This is a genomic window from Bradyrhizobium sp. USDA 4510 (assembly GCF_054059095.1).
Window position 1 is genome coordinate 5388487 of the sequence record NZ_JBSSBT010000001.1, and the last position, 22069, is coordinate 5410555.

The 22069-nt window shown below is 63.8% G+C and carries 17 protein-coding genes and 1 tRNA gene; 4 read left to right on the plus strand and 14 right to left on the minus strand.

Annotated elements, in window-relative coordinates; translation table 11 throughout:
• Positions 1–74: 74 nt before the first annotated feature.
• Genes pdxA through ACVMDN_RS25120 form a run of 3 tightly spaced genes read right to left on the minus strand, consistent with a single transcriptional unit; the run spans position 75 to position 3447 of the window.
• The gene (pdxA, locus tag ACVMDN_RS25110) at positions 75–1073 is read right to left on the minus strand and encodes a 4-hydroxythreonine-4-phosphate dehydrogenase PdxA (protein ID WP_057020626.1); all 999 of its coding nucleotides are present in this window, start codon (positions 1071–1073) and stop codon (positions 75–77) included.
• Entirely contained in the window at positions 1070–2377 is a 1308-nt protein-coding gene (locus ACVMDN_RS25115; RefSeq protein WP_141342407.1) for a four-carbon acid sugar kinase family protein, read from the minus strand. Before ACVMDN_RS25115 ends, pdxA begins: the two co-directional genes overlap by 4 nt.
• Positions 2378–2406: 29 nt before the next feature.
• On the minus strand, positions 2407–3447 hold the full coding sequence (locus tag ACVMDN_RS25120) for a 2-keto-3-deoxygluconate permease (RefSeq protein WP_141342408.1): 1041 nt from the start codon (positions 3445–3447) through the stop codon (positions 2407–2409).
• 443 nt (positions 3448–3890) lie between these two features.
• Here ACVMDN_RS25120 and ACVMDN_RS25125 point away from each other — a divergent pair, with 443 nt between their 5' ends.
• Positions 3891–4358: a hypothetical protein gene (locus ACVMDN_RS25125; protein WP_076834270.1), complete on the plus strand. Its 468-nt coding sequence runs from the start codon at positions 3891–3893 to the stop codon at positions 4356–4358.
• Positions 4359–4555: 197 nt separating this feature from the next.
• Here the strand turns inward: ACVMDN_RS25125 and ACVMDN_RS25130 are convergent.
• The 7 genes from ACVMDN_RS25130 to ACVMDN_RS25160 all read right to left on the minus strand — a co-directional run bounded on the left by ACVMDN_RS25130 (position 4556) and on the right by ACVMDN_RS25160 (position 11191).
• A tRNA-Lys gene (locus ACVMDN_RS25130) sits at positions 4556–4631 on the minus strand.
• Positions 4632–4795: 164 nt separating this feature from the next.
• Positions 4796–5386: a Spy/CpxP family protein refolding chaperone gene (locus ACVMDN_RS25135; RefSeq protein WP_028332421.1), complete on the minus strand. Its 591-nt coding sequence runs from the start codon at positions 5384–5386 to the stop codon at positions 4796–4798.
• Between the two features lie 162 nt (positions 5387–5548).
• A complete protein-coding gene (locus ACVMDN_RS25140) occupies positions 5549–6832 on the minus strand; it encodes a TRAP transporter large permease (RefSeq protein WP_076834271.1) in 1284 nt (427 codons plus the stop codon).
• On the minus strand, positions 6832–7404 hold the full coding sequence (locus ACVMDN_RS25145) for a TRAP transporter small permease (RefSeq protein WP_057020631.1): 573 nt from the start codon (positions 7402–7404) through the stop codon (positions 6832–6834). The genes ACVMDN_RS25140 and ACVMDN_RS25145 overlap by 1 nt, the downstream gene beginning before the upstream one ends.
• Before the next feature lie 320 nt (positions 7405–7724).
• Entirely contained in the window at positions 7725–8729 is a 1005-nt protein-coding gene (locus ACVMDN_RS25150; RefSeq protein ID WP_028342401.1) for a TRAP transporter substrate-binding protein, read from the minus strand.
• Between the two features lie 169 nt (positions 8730–8898).
• Complete coding sequence (locus tag ACVMDN_RS25155; RefSeq protein ID WP_141342409.1) at positions 8899–9960, minus strand: IS481 family transposase; 1062 nt, start codon at positions 9958–9960, stop codon at positions 8899–8901.
• A gap of 877 nt (positions 9961–10837) precedes the next feature.
• Positions 10838–11191, minus strand: coding sequence for a DUF2200 domain-containing protein (locus ACVMDN_RS25160; protein ID WP_057020632.1), 354 nt, complete (start codon positions 11189–11191; stop codon positions 10838–10840).
• Between the two features lie 343 nt (positions 11192–11534).
• Here ACVMDN_RS25160 and ACVMDN_RS25165 point away from each other — a divergent pair, with 343 nt between their 5' ends.
• Positions 11535–12452, plus strand: a complete 918-nt coding sequence (locus ACVMDN_RS25165) for an MBL fold metallo-hydrolase (protein WP_456834846.1) — start codon at positions 11535–11537, stop codon at positions 12450–12452.
• A 689-nt stretch (positions 12453–13141) separates the two neighbouring features.
• Here the strand turns inward: ACVMDN_RS25165 and dapD are convergent.
• The 4 genes from dapD to ACVMDN_RS25185 form a co-directional block, all read right to left on the minus strand.
• Positions 13142–14113, minus strand: a complete 972-nt coding sequence (gene dapD / locus ACVMDN_RS25170) for a 2,3,4,5-tetrahydropyridine-2,6-dicarboxylate N-succinyltransferase (RefSeq protein WP_057015083.1) — start codon at positions 14111–14113, stop codon at positions 13142–13144.
• Between the two features lie 232 nt (positions 14114–14345).
• On the minus strand, positions 14346–17132 hold the full coding sequence (fdhF, locus tag ACVMDN_RS25175; RefSeq protein ID WP_371852079.1) for a formate dehydrogenase subunit alpha: 2787 nt from the start codon (positions 17130–17132) through the stop codon (positions 14346–14348).
• Positions 17133–17168: 36 nt separating this feature from the next.
• Positions 17169–18881: an NADH-ubiquinone oxidoreductase-F iron-sulfur binding region domain-containing protein gene (locus ACVMDN_RS25180; protein ID WP_057015082.1), complete on the minus strand. Its 1713-nt coding sequence runs from the start codon at positions 18879–18881 to the stop codon at positions 17169–17171.
• A 207-nt stretch (positions 18882–19088) separates the two neighbouring features.
• Positions 19089–20342: a molybdopterin molybdotransferase MoeA gene (locus tag ACVMDN_RS25185; RefSeq protein ID WP_057015081.1), complete on the minus strand. Its 1254-nt coding sequence runs from the start codon at positions 20340–20342 to the stop codon at positions 19089–19091.
• A gap of 184 nt (positions 20343–20526) precedes the next feature.
• Here ACVMDN_RS25185 and ACVMDN_RS25190 point away from each other — a divergent pair, with 184 nt between their 5' ends.
• Positions 20527–21411, plus strand: coding sequence for a formate dehydrogenase accessory sulfurtransferase FdhD (locus tag ACVMDN_RS25190; protein ID WP_082653657.1), 885 nt, complete (start codon positions 20527–20529; stop codon positions 21409–21411).
• A complete protein-coding gene (mobA, locus tag ACVMDN_RS25195) occupies positions 21404–22036 on the plus strand; it encodes a molybdenum cofactor guanylyltransferase MobA (RefSeq protein WP_057015079.1) in 633 nt (210 codons plus the stop codon). Before ACVMDN_RS25190 ends, mobA begins: the two co-directional genes overlap by 8 nt.
• The last annotated feature ends 33 nt before the right edge of the window (positions 22037–22069 follow it).

Genomic DNA, 22069 nt, shown 5'->3' on the forward strand with positions numbered 1-22069 from the left:
CGATGCATCGGCCGCGCAATGTCTGCGCTTAACGCGCATCTCGCTCCTCATCCTGAGGAGCCCGCGCAGCCCTCTCAAGCCGCCTTCTTCGGCGCGAGATCGACCGCCTGCCGCAGCGCTTCGATCAGGCTGCGCTCGTCGGCGATGCCCTTGCCCGCGATGTCGAAGGCGGTCCCGTGATCGACCGAGGTGCGGATCACCGGCAGACCAACAGTGATGTTCACACCGGCTTCCAGCCCCAGCACCTTGATGGGTCCATGGCCCTGATCGTGATACATCGCGACCACCATGTCGTAGTCGCCGCGGCCGGCCAGGAAGAACAGCGTGTCGGCAGGCAGGGGGCCGTGCACGTCCCAGCCCTTGCGCTGACAGGCTTCCACGGCCGGCGCGATCTTCGCGGCTTCCTCGCCGCGACCGAACAACCCGTTCTCGCCGGCATGCGGATTGATGGCGCAGACGCCGATCTTCGGATTGGCGACGCCGGCGCGCACCAGCACGTCATGCCCGCGTGCGATGACACGCTCGACGAGGCCGGGCTCGATCTTCTCGATCGCATCGAGCAGGCCGATATGCGTGGTCACGTGAATGACGCGGAGTTTCGGCGACACCAGCATCATCGATACTTCCGGCGTGCCGGTCAGATGCGCCAGGAGCTCGGTATGGCCGGGATATTTGTGGCCGGCCGCATGCAGCGCTTCCTTGGAAAGCGGCGCGGTGCAGATGCCCTGCGCGAGCCCTGCCTGCACCACCTGCACGGCTTTCTCGATGTAGCGATATGCCGCCTCACCTGCCGTCGCCGACACCTTGCCGAACGGCAGATCGTCCGGCACCAGCTTCAGGTCAACGCACTGCACGGCCTTCGACGCAAAATTCGCCTGCTTCGCGTCGCTCAACGCATCGACTTCAAGCGGCACGCCGACGATCTGACCGGCCTTGCGCAGACGGTTGGAGTCGCCGATCACCAGCGCATTGCAGATCGCCCGCACCTGCGGCTGCGCCAGCGCCTTCATGATCACCTCGGGCCCGATACCGGCCGGATCTCCCATGGTGATCGCAATGGTCGGACGAGTCATATGAAACTTCCTCTGGTTCGGACGGCGCGAAGCCGCTCGCTGATGCGGATGAGGCTGTTCTCGTCACCGAACGCGCCCGCTTTGGTGGCGATCGGAACAGACAATCGGCCAAGAGTAAGGCCGAGCGACACGCCCGGCTCGATTTCGTCGGCAAGACGGATACCGTTGACACCGAAGCGCGACAGCATCGCCGCGGCGGTTTCGCCGCCGGTCGCAGCGAAGGCGCCGATCGCGGGTGCGACGGCCTCAAGAGCGTCGGCGAGCCCCTTGGCGAGCTGCGGGCCGAGCGACATGTCGGGGTGATCATCCATCATGATCTCAACCAGTGTATCGCCGCCGCCGGCAAGTCGTTTCATCACGTCCGCGGCGACCGCCGCCCGGCCGGCACCATCGTTGAGCAGCGTTTCCGGCGCGACCGGGAAATGCGCCACGGTGCCGGTCGCCTCCAGCTCGCGCGCGGCGGCGCGAGATGCGCCGGCGAGCGAGCCCACCACGATCAGGGTGCCGGATGCGCTCGTGGGAATGCGCAGCGGCTCGACGGCATGGCTGACTTCGAGGCCGGCCAGCGCATGCGCGAGGCCGGCGCTGCCGATGAAGAAGGTTGCGGGCGATGCATGCAGGCTCGCCTCCGCGATCAAACGCAGATCGTGTTCAGTCTCGGCGTCACAGGCCGCGACCACGTCGCCCTCCCAGGCGAGCCTCGCGAACGTGGCTTTGAGATCGCCACCGCGCACGGCAGCGAGCTTGACCTTCTCACCGCGAACGCCCGCGGTCGCGAGAACGTCGACAAGATCGGCATTCGGGTAGGTGTGGTCGCGGTGCCAGACCTCGGCCTCCTCGAGGGGGCGGCCTCTGACCAGGATACGCCCGTCGATGGTGGTCCGGCCGGTGGCCGGAAAGGCCGGCGCGAACACGCCAAGGGCCGGACCCGACCGTGACTTGAGATGCGCAAGCGCGGCGGCAGTCTCCGCTGCAGGTTGCCCCCGCAGCGTCGAGTCAATCTTCTTGAAAAGAATACGTCCGTCTTCGCAAAGGCGCGCCAGCACATCGGCATGGCGGGCTGCAGCGGCCTCGGCCGAAAGGCCTCGACTCGCGGCATCGTAGGCCAGGACAGGCAGCTGGTAGCCCGACGCGTCGGTCACCTCACCCCACGTCACCGCAGCCGCACGCCCCCTTCTGCCGAAGGCGATCGCACAGTCCGCGGCACCGGTGAGATCGTCAGCGACGATCAGCCAGCTTTGGCTTGACGCGTTTTCTTGACGCGAACCGGTATCCACTTCGCTCGAAAACGCTTTAGGGGCCATCTTCAGCGACCTGCTTCAGTGACTTTGCCTCAGTGACTTGCCTCAGTGACAACCGAGCGCGCCGCGGGGGTCATCTTGCCGGCAGAAGCCACGTTGTTCTCTTCTGCAGGCTCCTCGACGTCGCGACCAACAACGCGGGCTGTCCAGGCGGTGACGATCGGCACGAGGATTGCGGTAACCACGACGCACGCCGCGACGAGGATAGTCGCCGGCCGCGCCGCGTCCGCATAGGCTGGATTCGCCGCGGCGACAATCGCCGGGACGGCCGCCGCATTACCGGCCGTTGAGGCCGCCGCAACACCCGCGACACCATTCCCGCCAGTGATGCGATCGGCGAGGAACAGCGGGATGCCGGTCACAACCACCACGGCCACTCCCATGCCGAGGCCGAGCAGGCCGGCCTGCCAAACCTTCGACAGATCGAGGCCGGCGCCGAGCGCGAAGGCGAAGAACGGGATCATCACAGGCACCGCGCGGCTCAGGAAGTCGCGCATCTCTCTGTCGAGATTGCCGATGATCATACCCACCACCAGAGGCAGGATAGCGCCCACGAGGGTCTGCCATGGAAATGCCGAGAGGCCGGCGACGCCCAAAGTGATCATGGTGAGGAAAGGACCGCTCTCCAGCGACATGACGGTATAGGCGCCGACGTCACGCGGACGTCCATATTGGCCCATCAACGCCATATAGAGACCGCCATTGGTGTCGTTCATGGCGGCGACGATCGCGAGCGTCGAGACACCCGCGAACATGCCAGCTGCGACCGGCGTCTCTCCCAAAATGCGGCCGAAGATCAGGCCGAGGACAACGGCCACGCCAACCTTCACGATCAGCAGGGTGCCGCCCTTCTTCACAATGTAGGGGGTCGCGCGGAAGTCGATGCTCGCGCCCATGCAAACGTAGAACACGGCGAGAATTGTCAGCGCGCCAGAGAACAGTGCGCCGGTGAAGGAGCCAAAAAGCTTCGGGGTATCGGGAAAGAAGGTGGCAATAAGCGCCCCGACCAACAGAGGGACCACCATCATCCCGCCCGGCACGCTCTCGATCGCCCGCTTAATTGGAACCTGCATTTCTGTTGTCCTCCCGCACACCGCGCACTTCCGATCATTTTGCGCGTTTTGCTATAAAAACGAGCAAACGCCGGCCGTATATGCTCATATCGCGCAGTATTCAAGACTTATTGCGCATTTCGCGCAAAACATTCGCTCCGTCAGATGCGATTGATTTTGCTCGCGGGAGAATGCCAGGGAATTGGGTCATGAGAGGTTGGGCATGGTGCTCATCGCGCAGATGCTCGAAACGCTTACTTGGGGCAACACCCACCGAAGCCCCGACCGTCGCATGCTTCGGCCGCAAGGGTGCCCGGCCGGGCCCTCGCCGCAGGCGGGATACTGCCTCAGCCAGCGGAACGTCGGCCTGTAAGTCGTCGCGCTCGCGCAAGCTTTCTTCGGGCGCTAGCACGAAACCTCCCAAGACCGCTCTGAGATTGCCTCGGTATTGCAGGCGAAAGCCGTTGCGCAACGGCCGATGGACCTACTTCTTCGAGCTTCCAACGTGGGCACGTGCGCAAGGGTGTCACGTCAAGGCGAAGGCACTCGGTGAGAACTGCAATGCGGCCGTTAAGCGCGCCGAGTACGTTCTTCTGCCGGCCTTCGACAGCTGGCGGTCTCACGGGCTGACGGAGTGGTTGCAGCGCGAGGAGCATGTCGTCGGAGCTTTTGAGATTTCGCACTACCGCCCCAAGGAGCGGCCCAATAGCGTGAAGATCGTGCATCCGAAGAACGGCGAGGAAGCCTGGTGGCCGCTTTTCGATGATCGGGGCGAATCACTTTTCCCCGAACTGATGGCCGAGCTCGATGCCATCAAGCAGGTCACGGTTTCGGGTCTGGTCTTCAGGCGCGATCGCGCGCACCGCAAGTCGCGTACTCCGCCACCGTGGATACTGAGCGCAAGGACCTCCGCTACCTGCGCAGCGTCGTGAAGGACATTGTCGCCGCAGCCGGCCGCCACAGGTCTGCACGGCAATTGCCGATCTATGCAAAGCGGACCCGTAAACAGCTGATCTCGGGGACCCGGAAGCGCCGCGAGAAGCGAACAAAAGCAGCCGGTTTGTCGGAATAGACGCGGCCGTTTGTCGGAATGACAACTACGAGGGCTAACCTAAGCTATTGAAAAGCTTGGTGGGCGCACCAGGGCTCGAACCTGGGACCCGCTGATTAAGAGTCAGCTGCTCTACCAACTGAGCTATGCGCCCGGAACTTGTCCGGAAATGACCCTCGCAAGAGAGCGGTCGTTTAGCAAAGCGATTCCCCGATGTCCAGCAAGCTCAAGCAAGTTTTCCCGACTTTCTGACAACCGAAAGGCCGCCGGAATCCGGCGGCCTTTCATAGGCTTGGCGAGGGTGCCGGCGGACGGCGCTCAGAGCCGGCCGGAGCGCTCCTGATCAGGGCCATCGTCGCGGTCGAAACGGTCGTGATCGAAGCCGCGGCCGCCGCGCTCCCAGCGGTCCATGCCGCGCTCTAGGCGGTGGCGGCGCCAGCCTTCGGCGCCGAAGCCGCGCCCTTCCATATGGGTCAGCATGCTCAGCCGCCGCTTCTGGTTGTCGTCGAGCGTCTTGTAGAGCGGGTCGGCGGCATCGGCGATCTTCGTCAGCGACGTCGCGGTCGCCGCCATGTTGCCGGCGCGCTCGCGCAGGCGGGCGACCGGATCATCCGGCTTCTGCGACTTGTCCGCATCGGTCTTCTCGGCGGCCATCCGCGCATTGGCACGATCGAGCCGCATCTTCGCGAAGTCGCGCACCGCGGCCTCAACCGGCGGCCACAGCTTCTCCTGATCGGCGTTGAGCTTCAGCCCGGCGTGGACGGCGGCGATCCGCGCGTCGAGGAAGGCGGCCCGATCCTCGGGGCTCATCCGCATATGGCCGTGGAACCAGGGACGATGCTGGGCATAGACCGCGGTCGAACCGGCAATCGTGAGCGCCGCGATGCCGGCGAGCAGAACTTTCTTCATACGAACCTCCTTTGAAGGTTGCTCGAACATGATGCCGCCCGCCCGCGCCTTCAACTTACGGATTGGACAGAGAGAGCTCTGTTACCAAGATGTAATCCGCTTTCATTGCACCGCAGAAACATCCAAGGCGCGAGGTCGCGCTTTGGATGTCTGTTGTTTGCGCTAGATCATGCCGAGCAAGCGCGGCAGCCACAGCGAGATCTCCGGCACGTAGGTGATCAGGCCGAGGAACACCAGCATCGCGCACAGCCATGGCAACACCGAGATGGTGATCTCGCTGATGCCCATCTTGGCGATACTGCTCGCAATGTAGAGGTTGAGCCCGACCGGCGGGTGGCACAGCCCGACCTCGGTGTTGACGATCATCAGGATGCCGAGATGCACCGGGTGCACGCCAAGCTTGGTCGCCAGCGGAAACAGGATCGGCGCCATGATCAGGAGGATCGACGACGGATCCATCACGTTGCCGGCGAGCAGCAGGATGATGTTGACGACGAGCAGGAACATCCAGACCGAGAAGTTCTTGTCGATGATCCAGGCCGCCATCTCCTGCGGGATCTGCTCGTGCGTCATCAGGAACGAGAACAGCACCGCGTTGGTGATGATGTAGAGCAGCATCGAGCTCATGCTCGCCGCCTGCAGCAGCACCTTCGGCACCTCTGAGAGCTTCAGCTCCTTGTAGACGAATACGGTGATGAAGAAGGCATAGGTCGCGGCGACCGCGGCCGCTTCGGTCGGCGTGAAGATGCCGCCATAGATGCCGCCGAGCACGATCGCGATCAGCAGCAGGCCCCAGATGCTTTCGCGGAACGCCGTGAACTGCTGGCCGATGGTCGCGCGTGGCATCTTCGGATAGCCGTTGCGCTGTGCGACGAAGAAAGTCACCGCCGCCAGCATCAGCGCGAGCACGACGCCCGGCACGATGCCGGCCATGAACAGCGCGCCGATCGAGGTGTTGGTGGAGACGCCGTAGAGCACCAGGATGATCGAGGGCGGCACCAGGATGCCGAGCGCGCCCGAGGTCGAGATCACGCCGACGCCGAACCGCTTCGGATAGCCGTGATCGACCATCGCCGGCATCATGATCGAGCCGATAGCAACCACGGTGGCGACGCTCGAGCCCGAGATCGCCGCGAACATCGCGCAGGCCGCGACGCCGGCCAGCCCAAGGCCGCCGGGCAGATGCCCGACCAGCGAGGTGGTGAACGCGATCATGCGCCGCGCGACGCCGCCGCGGGTCAGGAAGGTGCCCGCCAGGATGAAGAACGGGATCGCCATGATGCCGAAATTGTCGAGGCCCGAAAACAGCTTCAGGCCGACGCTCTCGATCGGCACCTCGGTCATGGTGAACAGGAAGGTGAGCACGGTCAGGCCGAGCGAAATCGAGATCGGCATGCCCGTCAGCATCAGGGCAAACAGCAGTCCGAAAATAAGTGCGGCGCTCATCACGCTTCTCCAAGCGCGACGGGCGCGGTCTTGCTGGTCTCGACGCCATCGACATGGGAGGCGTCATGGTGCGGCAGGTCGTCGGTCCACCAGTAATTCCAGCACACCTGCAGGAAGCGGAAGCACATCAGATAGGAGCCGAGCGGAATGCAGGCGTAGACGATCCAGCTCGGGATCTCGAGATCCGGCGAGACCTGGTCGGTATGCATCAATTCGAACACGAATTTCGCGCCCATGGTCCCGACGATCCCGGTGAATAGCGCGCCGCCGAGCAGGCCGAAGGTGATGGTGCGCTTGCGCCAGAAATCGTTGAGCCGGTTGATCAGGACGTCGACGCCGACATGGACGCCGGCGCGCACGCCATAGGCGGCGCCGAACTTCGCCATCCAGATGAACATGTAGATGCAGAGTTCCTGCGACCATGCGAGATTGATGCCGAACAGGTACGGATAGAGCACGGGAACGTCGACCAGAAAACGGTGCACGACCGTGACGAAGGTCAGCAGCGTCGCGGCCCCCATCAGGCTCGCGATGATGATTTCCTCGAGCCGGTCCAGAATTTTAAGCAGCATTGATCTCCCCTGTCATGGCCTGATGCGGCAACCGGCCACGGCACCCTGGCCGCGACCTCACGCGGCCGCGGCGTTCACTATGTTTGCGGTTCAAGTCCCGCGTGACTGTTGCCGTCGATCGGAGCTGCCTCCGATCTACCTCGCCCCGCGTGCGGGGAGAGGTCGAAATTCAAGCGCAGCTTGAATTTCCGGTGAGGGGGAGCTTCCGCGAGCACATCTGGAGCCGCGTTCGCGGAGAAGGCCCCTCACCCCAACCCTCTCCCCGCAAGAACGGGGAGAGGGAGCTCGTCTGGCATCGCCTCAGCGGCGAAGCATCGCAGCTAGTTCATCGGGCTGCGGCCGGTTTCCTTGAGGAATTCGTCGATCAGCGGCTGGCCGACGCGCGAGGCAACGTCCTTGTAGACCGGCATCATTGCCTTGCGCATTGCCTCGTCCTGCTCCGGCGTCAACGCGACGATCTCGGTCTTGCCGGCCTTCTTGATCTCGGCGAGCGCGTCGTCGTTTTCCTTGGCCGACTGGCTGTTGCCGAACTCGGTGGCTTCCTTCATTGCCTTGGAGAGCTGCTCGCGGATATCGGCCGGCAGGCCGTCCCAGAACTTCTTGTTCACGACCACAACGTAGCCGATGTAGCCGTGATTGGTGACGGTGGCGTACTTCTGCACCTCATGCATTTTCTGGGTGTAGATGTTCGACCAGGTGTTCTCCTGGCCGTCGACCACGCCGGTCTGCAGCGCCTGGTAGACGTCGGAGAATGCCATCACCTGCGGGATCGCGCCGAGCGCGCGGAACTGGGCTTCCAGCACCTTCGACGACTGGATGCGGAACTTGAGCCCCTTGTAGTCGGCGGGCGCGACCAGCTTCTTGTTCGCGCTCATCTGCTTGAAGCCGTTGTCCCAATAGGCGAGACCGGTCATGCCCTTGGAATCCAGCTTCTTGAGCAGCTGGGCGCCGAGCGGCCCGTCGGTGACCTTCCGCAGCGACTTCAGGTCGGGCAGAATGTAGGGCAGATCGAAGACTTCGAATTCCTTGATGCCGATCGGGCCGAACTTCGAGTTCGACGGCGCCAGCATCTGCACCGCGCCGAGCTGCAGCGCCTCGAGCTCTTCCTTGTCCTTGTAAAGCGTCGAGTTCGGGTAGACCTCGACCTTCACCTTGCCGCCGGTGTACTTCTCGGCGAGTTCCTTGAACTTGTCGGCCGCCTTGCCCTTCGGCGTATCCGAGGCCACCACGTGGCTGAATTTGAGAACGATCGGCGACTGCGCCGCCGCAGGCCCGACAAAGGTCAAAGCCGCGATCGACGCCGCAGCCAATATGAGTTTACGCATGTTTCCTCCCGCGTAATTGCGGAGCGCGAATACCGGCCCCGAGACATCCGGTCGCACCATTACAGACAAGCAAAGACGATTGCCATTGCCCCTTTAGCAGGGGCCAATTGCACCATTGCTGCACCGCAAAATTCGATGCGGCGGTATCCCCTTCGGCTCTTGCGACCGTTCAATGACACCGCCCGCACGCTGTGCCCGGCCACGGCAATGAGGTCAATGCGAGGTTTGGCAATGGCGGGTTCGCCGGGCGCGAATGCTGCGCGTGTTTCTTGCCGGCTGTCGCCCCTGCGAAAGTGTTCGGTCCCGTGTGATTGGCGAGGGCCTGGATTGGCGCCAGGTAGCCGAGGCATTTGAGGCGGGTCCGATTGTAGTCGTGGACGAACTTGGCGATGAAGGTGTCGCGGTCGGCGTGGTTGACAAAGGTACGGCGCGCGCTGCCCCGTTTGTGTTCGCGGCCAATGGCTTCGGCGATGCGCCGGTTGAAACGTTCGACGAGTCCGTTGGTCTGCGGATGGTAGGGCTTGGTCAGGCGATGCTGGATGGCGCACTGTCGGCAGAGTTGATCAAAGGGGTGGTCGCCGGAAGGCTTCCCGGGCGGCTTGTTCTTCTTGTCGACGGCGAAGCGGTCGGTGAACTCGGCACCGTTTTCGGTGAGGATAGTGTGAACCTGGTGCGGAAAATCAGCCAGGAAGCGCTTAAGGAAACCGGTCGCGGTCGCTCCGTCCCGCCTGGAATGGACCTCGACAAAGACGTAGCGGGTGGCTCGGTCGATGGCGACAAAGGCATAGCTGGTGCGGCGCTGCAGTGCCGGCAGATACTTCACGTCGATATGGATGAAGCCGATACTGGCATTCTCGAAGACGCCGGCTTTGGGCTTGTCAGGCTTGGCAAGCCGGCTGATGCCGTTGCGCTGCAGGCAGCGGTGAATAGCACTACGGGACAGCTTGGCGTTGATGCATCGCCGCATCACCTCAACGATGTCGTCCAGCGGCAATTGGAGCGATGTCCGTAGTTCACAAACGGCCCTTTCTTCAACCGCGGAGAGGCTGGTCGTGAGGTTCTTCGGCCGGTGCGAGCGGTCTTCGACCGTCGTGCGGCTGCGCCAGCGATAAATCGTGGTCTCGCTGACCCCCAGCTCGGCCGCCAACTGAGCGACCGACTTCCGGCTGCGCTGGATGTAGGCACGTGTCTTCGGCGTCGTCGTGGCGTTCGCGTGCAAGCTCAGTTCCATGACACGAGGCGCTCCCTAACAAAGGCCACGCCTCGTTCTACACCGATTCCATCCAACCAATCTGCAGGGACCAAACACGAAAGCAGAGATCCATACGCCGCTGCAAATCTTGCAGATATGACTCTTCGTTGTCGTCCTGGCGAAAGCCAGGACCCATTACCACCGCATTTGATTGTGAACGAGGTCGTGGCCCCAGCATCGCACAACAAGTCTCATTTGGGGTAATGGGTCCTGGCTTTCGCCATGACGACACTGACGCCAAGACGACACTGAATGTGTTGGACCACGTGTGGCTCATGCTTCCGCAGTCTCGCGGCGCATTGCGTCCGAGCTTTGCATCTTGTTCCGCCCTCACCTCAAGCAGAGGGCGCAGGGAAAGCCGGGTGCCGATCGCACCCATGGGCCCCGAGCAATGGGTAGAAAGCTCGGGGGTAGGACCACAGGTGTAACCGGAAACAACCCGGCTTTCCCTGCGCGATGGGCTACGGCTTACTTCGTGCTCTCCCCGGCGAGACTGGGCTTGGTTGTCACCGTCTTCGCAACGCGCACTGCGCAATCGGAAAAGACACCTGCCGCTAGGGCGTCAGGACCACACGACTTCACCGTCCGCCTCATGCACGTTCGTCAACTGCGCAATCGGCGTCCACCGCATCTCGACCCACGTTCGTGACGACGGCGAAGCGCCCCTCGTGTCGGGTGAGACGGGCAGACCATACACCGAGCCACACTTCGGATAAAGCGAAATATTTTTGCTGCGAAGGCTTGCGCCGTCGGGCAACTCAGTGGTAGCGGCCCTCCCCGGTCCTTTCGTCATTGCGGGCGACGCACCAGCGTCCGGTGTCGCCTCGCCGGCGAACGGAATCCGGTCGATCAGGCGTCATTCCCTCCGCAGGATTTTATCCATGGCCTTTCCACGCGCCAGCTCATCGATCAGTTTATCCAGGTAACGAATTTCCCGCATGGTCGGCTCTTTGATTTCCTCAACCCTGACACCGCACACCATGCCCTTGATCAAGGCCCGCGAAGGATTCATTTCAGGCGCCTTTGCGAAGAACGTTTCGAAGTCGGTTTGTTTTTCCAACTGAGCTTCCAGCTCCTTCGAACCGTAGCCGGTCAACCAGGAGATCACCTGATCAACCTCCGCTTTGGTGCGTCCCTTCTTCTCCGCTTTCGCGACATAGAGCGGGTAAACGCTTGCGAAGCTCGTTGTATAGATCCGATGCTTGGCCATGAATTGCTCCGAACGTTCGTATTCCGGGGTCTCGACGAGGAGATATTAGTCCTGAGTTGAACCGGCTTCGCCAATCCGAAGTGTCGCACGTGGCTAGGGGCATGGCGATGGCTTGCTGCCTCCCGTTTCGTCCCCAGCGCTCGCGTGCGGCGGCCCGCATGCGTTGGCAGCAATCGCTCTACAGCGACGGCAACCACTCTGGGGCGGCGCCCCACCCGATCCGTTAGATCACCACCATGTCCAATCCACGGGCGGAAACAATGCGGCCCGCCGGGATCGAACATCAGGATCGAACGCAGGAGTTTTCAACGATGAACCAGATGATCCGCAATACTCAGCAAGCATGAACCTCGACAATGTCTCGCACGCCGGTCAGCCGGGGCCAAACGAGTTGGTGCCATCGCGCTACGCGCTGAAGATCGGCGAGATCGACGTGCTGGTCGTCAGCGACGGGGTGCTGCCGCTGCCGACCAAGATGCTGGCGCACAATGCCGAGCCGGCCGTCCGCGCGGCCTGGCTGGACGACATGTTCCTGCCGCCGGACGCGTTCGACTGGGCGCTGAACGTGGTCGTGGTGCGAAGCGGCCGGAAAACCATCCTCGTCGACGCCGGGCTGGGGTCGGACCCGGACGTGCACCTGCCGAAGGCCGGGCAGACGGTCAAGCGACTGGAGGCGGCCGGCATCGATCTTGGGTCCGTGACCGACGTGGTGCTGACCCACATGCACATGGACCACGTTGGCGGGCTGCTCGTCGAGGGCGTGAAGGAGCGGCTGCGTCCGGACCTGCGGATCCATGTGGCGGCTGCCGAGGTCAAGTTCTGGGAGGCGCCCGATTTCTCCCGCGTCTCGATGCCGCCGGGTTTCCCCGACGCGCTTCGTGCGACGGCCAAGCGGTTCAGGAAGGAATACCAGAGCCAGCTGCGGCTGTTCGACGAGGAGCACGAGGTGGCGCCCGAAGTGGTCGTCCGTCGCAGCGGCGGCCACACTCCCGGCCACAGCGTCGTTCGTCTGGCGTCCGGCGGCGACCGGCTGACATTCGCCAGTGACCTCGTGTTCGCGGTCGGGTTCGAGCACCCCGAATGGCACAATGGCTTCGAACACGATCCCGAAGAGGCGGCCCGCGCCCGGATCAGTCTGTTGCGGGAACTGGCGGCGAACCGCGAGTTGCTGGTTGCCACGCATATGCCGTTCCCGTCCGTTGGACATGTCGCGGTCGAGGGTGACGCCTTCCGTTGGGTGCCGGTGTTCTGGGACTACTGAGACCTGTCGAGTTAGAGCCGAACCGGGGCGCGTACTCATATCGATCATGGGGGCGGGCTCCGGCTTCCGCGCGGCCCTTCTGAGCAAAGGTCGGCTACGGTCCACAAGCAGTCATTCAAGCCGGCCGAGAGCGAATTAGCTTGCCTTGCTTTGAGTCCTTTTGCACTCTCAGGCAAAGGAGGCCGATGCATGAAGATAATGACCGTCGCGTGCGCTCTCGGAGCGGCCCTCGTGCTGTGCAACCTCGGGACGTCTGGTGCTGAAGCCCGGGCGCGGAAGGCACAAGTCGTTCATGAACCAAGGAGGGTCATTATCCCGACGCCCGTGATAAGGCCAACTCCGTGGGACTATTATATTGTTCCACGATATCAATATCGCCCTGAAGACGACCGGGTCGATCCATACGCCCCGCCCCTGGTGTCGTCGTGGCGCCTCTATGAGGCGTGGCGGTGGCCATACTGGTGGTGAACAGCGATCGCGCCAAACAGATCGCAATCCGAGTGGTGATCGTCCCCTGACGGACGGGGACTAGTGTGCTGAATGCGAAGTTCGTGCGATTTCGCGGCAGCCACTTTCACGAACTTCGCATTCATAAAGCACACTAGAATCATAAGTTTGCTAGTGTCCTTATCGAATCCGAAGTTCGCTCCGAAGGTGCGGCAAATGATGCGAACTTCGGATTCGGGACACTAGCTGTGAAGTTGCGCGTTGAGGCCGTCCCAATTTGGCGTACGCTTGGTTGCCTCAAGAGCGCCGCTCTGGGAATTCCGACGAAAAAGCAGGCCCTTCTGGCCCGAGAGTTCTTTGGCTTTCAGGACTCGGCCATCTTCCAAAAGGATGCGCGCGCCTGCCGTGACATAACAGCCCGCTTCGACGATACAATCGTCACCCAATGAAATGCCGATACCGGCGTTGGCTCCGATCAGGCAGCGCTCACCGACTGTAATCCTCTCTTTCCCTCCTCCGGACAGAGTGCCCATGATCGACGCTCCGCCACCAACGTCGCTGCCGCTTCCCACAACCACGCCGGCGCTGATCCGGCCTTCGACCATGCAGGGACCGAGCGTGCCCGCGTTAAAATTGCAAAAGCCTTCATGCATGACGGTTGTGCCCGGGGCCAAGTGGGCGCCGAGCCTTACGCGATCCGCATCTGCAATTCTCACGTCCGCTGGCGTCACATAATCGGTCATGCGCGGAAACTTATCCACGCCTGTCACCTCGAATGCGAGGGCACGCTTTCGTGCCTCCATTCGCGCGTCCGGTACACGGGAGCACTCACAGGGACCGAGGGTCGTCCAGGCAACGTTAGGTAAGAGACCGAAAACTCCCTCGAGGTTCAGACAATTCGGCTGGACGAGCCGGTGGCTCAGCAGATGGAGTCGAAGATACGCGTCGTGCACGTCCGTCGGCGCAGATGCAAGGGAGCCAATTTCTGCACGGATTGGAACGATGTCGACATTGCGAATGTCGTCGTGTCGCGCATATCCGTCCGCCGACTCGCCCAACGATCTGCTGACCTCGTCCTTCGTGAGAGGGACCGTTGCCGTCTTGTCGGCCTCCGCGACCAGGCGCAGCTGAAGAAACCAGGAATCCAGCACGCGCCCATCAGCGGCAATCGTCGCAAATCCCTCGCCTCTCGCGCCCCTCAGCTCCATCGTCATCTGAATTTCTCACACTGCGATCCTGCACGTCATGCATACGCGAGTTCTCGTGGAAATGGCAACTTCCGGGCTCTCAAACGGGTCCGCTTTGGGGCAAAGGGCGACATGGGTCCACGCCGCAGCGACGCCCCGCTCTTACGCTCTGAGCGGACGTCGATCGACGGTGCTTGCGGTGCTGTGTCGGGCGAGCGAGTAGCCGGCGGGCGGCTTTCCGCGCTTCGTCCCCGGACCGCTATTCCGCCGCGGTCCGGATATCGATCTTCTCGGCGCGGACCGCGCAGAACTTGAACTCCGGAATCTTGCCGAACGGGTCGAGCGCCGGGTTGGTCAACAGGTTGGCCGCCGCTTCCGCGTAGCAGAACGGCATGAAGACCATGTTCTCGGGCACGTCGCGGTCGGCACGCACCTTGACCTCGACCGCGCCGCGGCGCGTCTCGAGACGGATGAAGTCGCCGGGCGCGAGTCCCTTCTTGCGCATGTCCTTCGGGGTCATGAACGCGACCGCTTCGGGCTCGATCTGGTCCAGCACCTGGGCACGGCGCGTCATCGAGCCGGTGTGCCAATGTTCGAGCACGCGGCCGGTCGACAGCACCATCGGGTACTCGTCGTCGGGCAGTTCGTCCGGCGGGATCACCTTGGCCGGCACGATCCTGCCGCGGCCGCTTTCGGTCGGGAAGCCGGTGGTGAAGATGATCTCGTTGCCGGGCTTGTCGGGATCGTCGACCGGATAGGTCACCGCGCCCTCGCGCACCAGGCGGTCCCAGCTGATGTTCTTCAGTGACGGCATCAACTCGGCCATCTCGGTGAAGACCTCGCCCGGCCCCGCATAGTTCCAGGGCAGTCCCATCCGCTTGCCGATCTCCTGGATGATCCAGAGATCCTGCCTTGCATCGCCCGGCGGCTTGATCACCTCGCGCGCCAGCTGCACGCGGCGGTCGGTATTGGTGAAGGAGCCGGACTTTTCGGCGAACGCCGAGGCCGGCAGGATGACGTCGGCGTGGAACGCGGTCTCTGTGACGAACAGATCCTGCACGACGAGATGATCGAGCTTGGCCAGCGCCTCGCGCGCGTGCTGCAGGTCGGGATCGGACATCGCGGGATTCTCGCCCTCGACATACATGCCGTGGATTTCGCCGGCGTGGATCGCATTCATGATCTCGACCACGGTCAGGCCGCGCACCGGATCGAGCTCCTGCCCCCAGAGTTTCTCGAAGGCGCCGCGCATGTCGTCGCGGCCGACCGGCTGGTAGTCCGGAAGGAACATCGGGATCAGGCCGGCGTCGGAGGCGCCCTGCACGTTGTTCTGCCCGCGCAGCGGATGCAGCCCGGTGCCGGGGCGGCCGACCTGGCCGGTGATCAGCGCGAGCGCGATCAGGCAGCGCGCATTGTCGGTGCCGTGGACGTGCTGGCTGATGCCCATGCCCCAGAAGATGATCGACGATTTGGCGCGGGCATAGGCGCGCGCGACCTCGCGCAGCGTCTCCGCCGGAATGCCGCAGATCTGGGACATGCGCTCCGGCGTGAACTCCTGGATCTTCGCCTTCAGCTCGTCATAGCCCTCGGTATAGCCGGCGATGTACTGCTCGTCGGTCAGGCCTTCCGTGATGATCGTGTGGATCATCGCGTTCAGCATCGCGACGTCGCTGCCCGGCTTGAACTGCAGGTGCTGCGTGGCGTGGCGCGACAGCGTCTGCCGGCGCGGGTCCATCACGTAGAGCTTGGCGCCGAGCTTGGCGGCGTTCTTGATGTAGGTGGCGGCGACCGGATGGTTCACGGTCGGATTGGCGCCGATCACCCAGATCACCTCGGCGTCGGCCGCGGCCGCGAACGGCGCCGACACCGCGCCTGAGCTCAATCCCTCGAACAGCGCCGCCACCGACGAGGCGTGACACAGCCGCGTGCAGTGATCGACATTGTTGGAGCCGAAGCCGGTGCGCACCAGCTTCTGGAACAGATAGGCTTCCTCGTTCGAGCCCTTGGCCGAGCCGAAGCCGGCCAGCGCCTTGGCGCCCTTCTCGTCGCGGATCTTGCGCAGGCCCGCGGCGGCCAGATCGAGCGCCTCTTCCCAGGATGCCTCGCGGAAATGGGTGTAAGGATTGGCCGGATCGACCTGGTCGTTGGCATCCTTCTTGACGCCGGGCAGTCGCACCAGCGGCTTGGTCAGGCGATTGGGGTGATGGATGTAGTCGAAGCCGAAGCGGCCCTTGACGCAGAGCCGGTTATGATTGGCGGGACCATCACGGCCTTCCGCGTAGATCACCTTCTCGTCCTTGACCTGATAGGTGACCTGGCATCCGACGCCGCAATACGGGCACAGCGAATCCACTTTCTTGTCCGGATAGGTGACGCGGGTCTGCTTGTCGTCGAGCATGACCGCCGGCATCAGCGCGCCGGTCGGACAGGCCTGCACGCACTCGCCGCAGGCGACGCAGGTCGATTCGCCCATCGGATCGTCGAAGTCGAACACGATCTTGGCGTCGTGGTTGCGGTAGGCCATGCCGATCACGTCGTTGACCTGCACCTCGCGGCACGCCCGCACGCAGAGGCCGCACTGGATGCAGGCGTCGAGATTGACCCTCATCGCCGGATGGCTGGTGTCGGCGTGCCAGCGTTCAGTCGCGGGAAAGCGGCTTTCGGTCACGCCGGTCTTCTCGGCCCAGTGCCAGAATTTCGAGTCCGGATCGTGCGAAGTCTCGCGCGCCGGCTGGTCCGCCACCAGCAGCTCCATCACCATCTTCTGCGCCGCGACGGCACGCTGGCTGGCCGACTTCACCTTCATGCCGACCGTCGGCGTCCGCTTGCAGGACGCCGCCAGCACGCGCTCGCCTTCGATTTCGACCATGCAGGCGCGGCAGTTGCCGTCCGGCCTGTAGTCCGGCGCGGGCGAATAGCACAGATGCGGGATCTCGGTGCCCTGGCGCTTGGCGACCTGCCAGATCGTCTCGCCGGCCCGCGCCTCGACCTGCTGGCCGTCGAGCTCGAACTGAATCGTCAGGCCTGAGTTCTGATTGTTGCTCATTCAAATCCTCGTCGAAATTCGTCTGCTCGGCCACGCCTACTCGGCGGCTTGCTGCGGACGAAAGCCGTCCGGAAAATATTTGATCACGGAGGTCAGCGGATTGGAGGCCGCCTGACCGAGGCCACAGATGGACGCATCGCGCATCGCCTGGCTCAATTGGTCGAGCAGTTCCTTGTTCCAGACCGGCTGCTGCATCAACAGCGCCGCCTTCTCGGTTCCGGCGCGGCACGGCGTGCATTGCCCGCAGCTCTCGTCCTCGAAGAACTTCATCAGGTTCAGCGCGGCATCCCTGACGTCATCGGCCTGCGAGAGCACGACCACGGCGGCGGAGCCGATGAAGCAGCCATATTTCTCCAGCGTGCCGAAATCGAGCGGGATGTCGTCCATCGACGCCGGCAGGATGCCGCCGGATGCACCGCCCGGCAGATAGGCCTGCAAGGTATGGCCATCGGCCATGCCACCGCAGAACTCGTCGATCAACTCGCGCAGCGTGATGCCGGCGGGAGCGAGCTTGACGCCGGGATTCTTGACGCGTCCCGACACCGAGAAGCTGCGCAGGCCGTGGCGTTCGTTGCGGCCGTGGCTCTTCCACCAATCGGCGCCCTTCTCGACGATGTCGCGCACCCACCACAACGTCTCGATGTTGTTGATCAGCGTCGGCAGGCCGAACAGCCCGACCTGGAACGGATATGGTGGCTTGTGCCGCGGCAGGCCGCGCTTGCCCTCGATCGATTCCAACAGCGAGGATTCCTCGCCGCAGATATAGGCGCCGGCGCCGCGCCGCAGATGCAGCGTCGGACCACCCGGTGGGAGCTTCGCGATCTCGCGCGCGAGGATGTCGCGGCAGGCCGGGTACTCGTCGCGGATATAGATGTAGACTTCCGGCGCCTCCACCACGTGGGCGCCGATCAGCATGCCCTCGAGGAAACGATGCGGATCGGTCTCGAGATAATAGCGGTCCTTGAACGTACCGGGCTCGCCTTCGTCGCCGTTCACCGCCATCAATCGCGGACCGGGCTCGCCGAGCACCGCGCGCCACTTGCGGCCGGTCGGAAAACCGGCGCCGCCGAGGCCGCGCAGCGACGCATCGTCGAGCGCCTTCAGCAGGTCTTCGCGCGGCAGCTCGCCTGAGCGCAGGCGCGCCAGCAGCCGGTATCCGCCGCCCGCCACATAGGCGTCGTAGTCGACATATGGCGGAAGGTGCACATGGGTGTCGCCGCTCTTCGCCGCCGCCAGCACATTGGTGACGGTCGCATGATCGACGAAGTTGTGGCCGACCTCGGCAGCGGGCGCGGTGTCGCAGCGGCCGACGCACGGTGCGCGCACGACGCGGATGCCGGGGCCGGCGCGGTTCTGCAGATCCTTCAACAGCTGTTCGCCGCCGAGCATCGCGCAGGTCAGCGAATCGCAGACACGTACGGTGAGCGGCGCGATGTCAGCCTCGCCTTCCTTCACGATGTCGAAATGCGCGTAGAAGGTGGCGGTCTCGAACACTTCGGCGAACGACAGCTTCATCTCGTCGGCGAGCGCGGCAAGATGCGCCGCCGAGATCTGATGGTATTTGTCCTGGATCAGATGCAGATACTCGATCAGGAGGTCGCGCCGCCTCGGACGATCGCCGAGCAGCGTCTCGATCTCATGGGCGGCCACGGGGTCGACCTGGCGTCCCTTGGGCGTAGCCTTCGCTCGCTTCCTGCCCTGTCCGGGATGCTCGAACGCACGAACCTTGTGAACGTCGTCTCGACTCATGAAGCCTCGCCTTGGGAACCACGCTTTGCGCGAATTGCACTGCTTCGACGAACTCTATTCTCTGGTATGCCAGAGGCAAGCAGTTTTAGAACGTCTCTAGCAGCGTCGGGTTGCCGCGTAGGCCATTGTTTATGTTTGCCTATCGGGCGATCTGATTTTGCTATCGCGCACCCGTCGCGCTGCGCGGTCCCGACCGCGTTTCAGCTCTCACAGCAGGTCGGCGTAGCCGAGAAAGCCGACGGCATCGCCAGGTTCAACCCGCACCACCGACTCGCCGAGTTCGACCAGTCCATCGGTCTCGATCAGCGACGACAGCAGACCGGCTCCCTCGCGAGGAAACTTGTTCGCTTCCAGCGTACCGTCCGTCGCCCGTCGCAGCGAGACGCGGACATATTCGCGCCGCCCACTCTTCTTCTTGTAGCTGAAGGCCGCCCGCACCGGCATCGACAGCAAGGGGGACGGCACAGCGCCCGATAGCGCCAGCACGGTCGGCCGCACGACATGAACGAAGGTGACGAAGCTCGCCACCGGATTGCCGGGCAGGCCGATCAGCGGGGTGCCGTCGATGATTCCCATCGCCACCGGGCGGCCGGGCTTGATCGCCATCCGCCACAGCACCAGCGAGCCCGCCTGCTCGATGCCGGCCCTGACGTGGTCCTCTTCGCCGGTCGAGACCCCGCCGGTGGTCAGGATCAGGTCGTAGCGCCGCGCGACCTGCTTGAGCGCCGCGGCGAGCTCGGCCCGCTCGTCGCGCAGGATGCCGAGATCGCCGACCTCGCAACCGAGCCGCCGCAACATCGCCATCAGCATGAAGCGGTTGGAATCGAACAGTTGCGCTTCGGTGCGCGCGCTGCCGGGCGCAGCCAGTTCATCGCCGGTCGAGAACACCCCGACGCGAAGCCGCCGCACCACATCGAGCGTGGTGAGTCCGAAGGCGGCGGCGACCGCGATATCCTGCGGCCGCAGCCGCCGGCCCGCCGCCAGCGCGACGTGGCCGCGCGGAATGTCTTCGCCGCTGGGGCGCACATTGGCGCCGACCTTGAGGCCGGACGGCAGGATCACACGCCCGGACTCGTCGATCCGCACGTCTTCCTGCATGAACACGGTGTCGGTGCCATCGGGCATCGGCGCGCCGGTGAAGATCCGCACCGCTTGGCCCGCCTGCGCCGGCTGCGCCGACGCGCCCGCCTGCACCCGTCCGGCAACGGGAAACGCGCGCTCGCCGCTCGCCGGCAGGTCCGCGCCGGATACCGCGTAGCCGTCGACGGCGGAATTCTTGAACGGCGGCAGCGCAAGCGGCGCGACAATGTCGCCGGCCAGGATGCGTCCGTCCGCATCCACCAGGGCAACGGCTTCGGTCTCGCCGACAGGCTTGACCCGCGCGGCGATGATCGCGACGGCCTCATCGACCGACATCATCGGTCCGCCGAATGCGAAGCAGTCGTCCGAAAGCTGCGCCATGATCTCCCTCAGTCCTCGCCATCGACAAGATTTGTTCGACCCGGATCGCGAACTGCGGCGTTATCCTTAAAGCCGGACCGATCGATGGCAGTTCCGCCGACGCGGCGGAGAGTCGCCAGTCAGTCTCCGAACGTGCTTATATCCCTAGCTGCGTTGCCATGTGAACCCATCTGGACGTCAAGCAGTGCCCGAGAAAACCACCGCTCCCATCATTGTTCCTGATCCGGACGATCCGCGCCTGACGGAGCGCGTGGTCGGCGTCGATCAGACCGGCGCGCGGACCGAGATCAAGGTGCCGGTCGAGCGGCCGCTGACGCTGTACCTCAACGCGCAGGAGATCGTCACGATGATGACGATCAACGACTACCCCGAATACCTCGCGCTCGGCTACCTGCTGAACCAGAACATGCTCAAATACGACGACGTCGTCACCGAGGTCGAATATGACGACGATCTCGAGGTCGTCGTGGTGCGTACCGCGCACCACACCAATTTCGAGGCCAAGCTGAAGAAGCGCACCCAGACCTCGGGCTGCGCCCAGGGCACGGCGTTCGGCGACCTGCTCGAAGCCGTCGAGAAGGTCGCGCTGCCGAAGGCCGAACTGCGAACCTCCTGGCTCTACCGGATGACGCACACCATCAACACGATGCCCTCGCTCTATCTGGAAGCCGGCGCTATTCACGGCTGCGTGCTGTGCAAGGAGGCGACGCCGGTGTGCTACACCGAGGATGTCGGCCGGCATAATGCCGTCGACAAGATCGCGGGCTGGATCTACCGGCACAATGTCGATCCGGCCGACAAGATTCTCTACACCACCGGCCGGCTGACCTCGGAGATGGTGATCAAGACGGTGCGGATGGGGATCCCGATCCTGGTCTCGCGCTCCGGATTCACGGCGTGGGGCGTCGATCTGGCGCGGCAGGTCGGATTGACGCTGGTCGGTCGCGCCCGCGGCAAGCGCTTCATCGCGCTGTCCGGTGAGGAGCGGATCGTCTACGACCAGAACCTCGACTATGTCGAAGAGGAATCGATGCGTCACAAGCGCAAGGGCGAGACCGACAATGACTGACATTCCGGGGACTAGCATCCCGGGCGTGCTGCTCGCCGGCGGCCTCGCGCGCCGGATGGGCGGCGGCGACAAGCCGATGCGCAAGATCGCGGGCCGCACCATTCTGCAACGGGTGATCGACCGTCTCGCTCCGCAATGCAGTGGGCTGATCATCAACGCCAATGGCGACCCGGCGCGCTTCGCCGCGTTCGGCCTTCCGGTCGTCGCCGACGATGTCGCCGACTATCCCGGTCCGCTCGCCGGCATCCTGGCCGCGCTCGACTGGACCGCCGCCAACCGGCCGGATGCGCAATGGGTGCTGAGCGCCGCGGGCGACTGTCCGTTTCTGCCGTGCGACCTCGTCACGCGCCTGGAGCAAGCGCGCGCGGCCGTGAATGCCGAGCTCGCGGTCGCTTCATCCGGCGGGCAGACGCATCCCGTCATCGGTCTCTGGAGCGTCCGCTTGCGGAACGAGTTGCGCAAGGCGCTTGTCGTCGAGGACGTGCGCAAGATCGACCGCTGGACCGCGCGCTATCCGCTCGCAACGGTCGAGTGGCCGACCGAGCCGCTGGATCCGTTCTTCAATGCCAACACCGTCGAGGACATCGCGGAAGCCGACCGCCTCGCCGCGCTCGACGGCGGATAGAGCATCGGTTCTGATTGAATCAGAACCGAAGCT

Bases quoted from the DNA above. Each gene is read 5' to 3' on its own strand.
- fdhF (WP_371852079.1), bottom strand. From the start codon at position 17,132: ATGAGCAACAATCAGAACTCAGGCCTGACGATTCAGTTCGAGCTCGAC.
- mobA (WP_057015079.1), top strand. From the start codon at position 21,404: ATGACTGACATTCCGGGGACTAGCATCCCGGGCGTGCTGCTCGCCGGC.
- ACVMDN_RS25185 (WP_057015081.1), bottom strand. From the start codon at position 20,342: ATGGCGCAGCTTTCGGACGACTGCTTCGCATTCGGCGGACCGATGATG.
- ACVMDN_RS25180 (WP_057015082.1), bottom strand. From the start codon at position 18,881: ATGAGTCGAGACGACGTTCACAAGGTTCGTGCGTTCGAGCATCCCGGA.
- ACVMDN_RS25165 (WP_456834846.1), top strand. From the start codon at position 11,535: ATGAACCTCGACAATGTCTCGCACGCCGGTCAGCCGGGGCCAAACGAG.
- ACVMDN_RS25150 (WP_028342401.1), bottom strand. From the start codon at position 8,729: ATGCGTAAACTCATATTGGCTGCGGCGTCGATCGCGGCTTTGACCTTT.
- ACVMDN_RS25120 (WP_141342408.1), bottom strand. From the start codon at position 3,447: ATGCAGGTTCCAATTAAGCGGGCGATCGAGAGCGTGCCGGGCGGGATG.
- ACVMDN_RS25140 (WP_076834271.1), bottom strand. From the start codon at position 6,832: ATGAGCGCCGCACTTATTTTCGGACTGCTGTTTGCCCTGATGCTGACG.
- dapD (WP_057015083.1), bottom strand. From the start codon at position 14,113: ATGACGATGGAGCTGAGGGGCGCGAGAGGCGAGGGATTTGCGACGATT.
- ACVMDN_RS25145 (WP_057020631.1), bottom strand. From the start codon at position 7,404: ATGCTGCTTAAAATTCTGGACCGGCTCGAGGAAATCATCATCGCGAGC.
- ACVMDN_RS25155 (WP_141342409.1), bottom strand. From the start codon at position 9,960: ATGGAACTGAGCTTGCACGCGAACGCCACGACGACGCCGAAGACACGT.
- ACVMDN_RS25160 (WP_057020632.1), bottom strand. From the start codon at position 11,191: ATGGCCAAGCATCGGATCTATACAACGAGCTTCGCAAGCGTTTACCCG.
- ACVMDN_RS25115 (WP_141342407.1), bottom strand. From the start codon at position 2,377: ATGGCCCCTAAAGCGTTTTCGAGCGAAGTGGATACCGGTTCGCGTCAA.
- ACVMDN_RS25135 (WP_028332421.1), bottom strand. From the start codon at position 5,386: ATGAAGAAAGTTCTGCTCGCCGGCATCGCGGCGCTCACGATTGCCGGT.
- pdxA (WP_057020626.1), bottom strand. From the start codon at position 1,073: ATGACTCGTCCGACCATTGCGATCACCATGGGAGATCCGGCCGGTATC.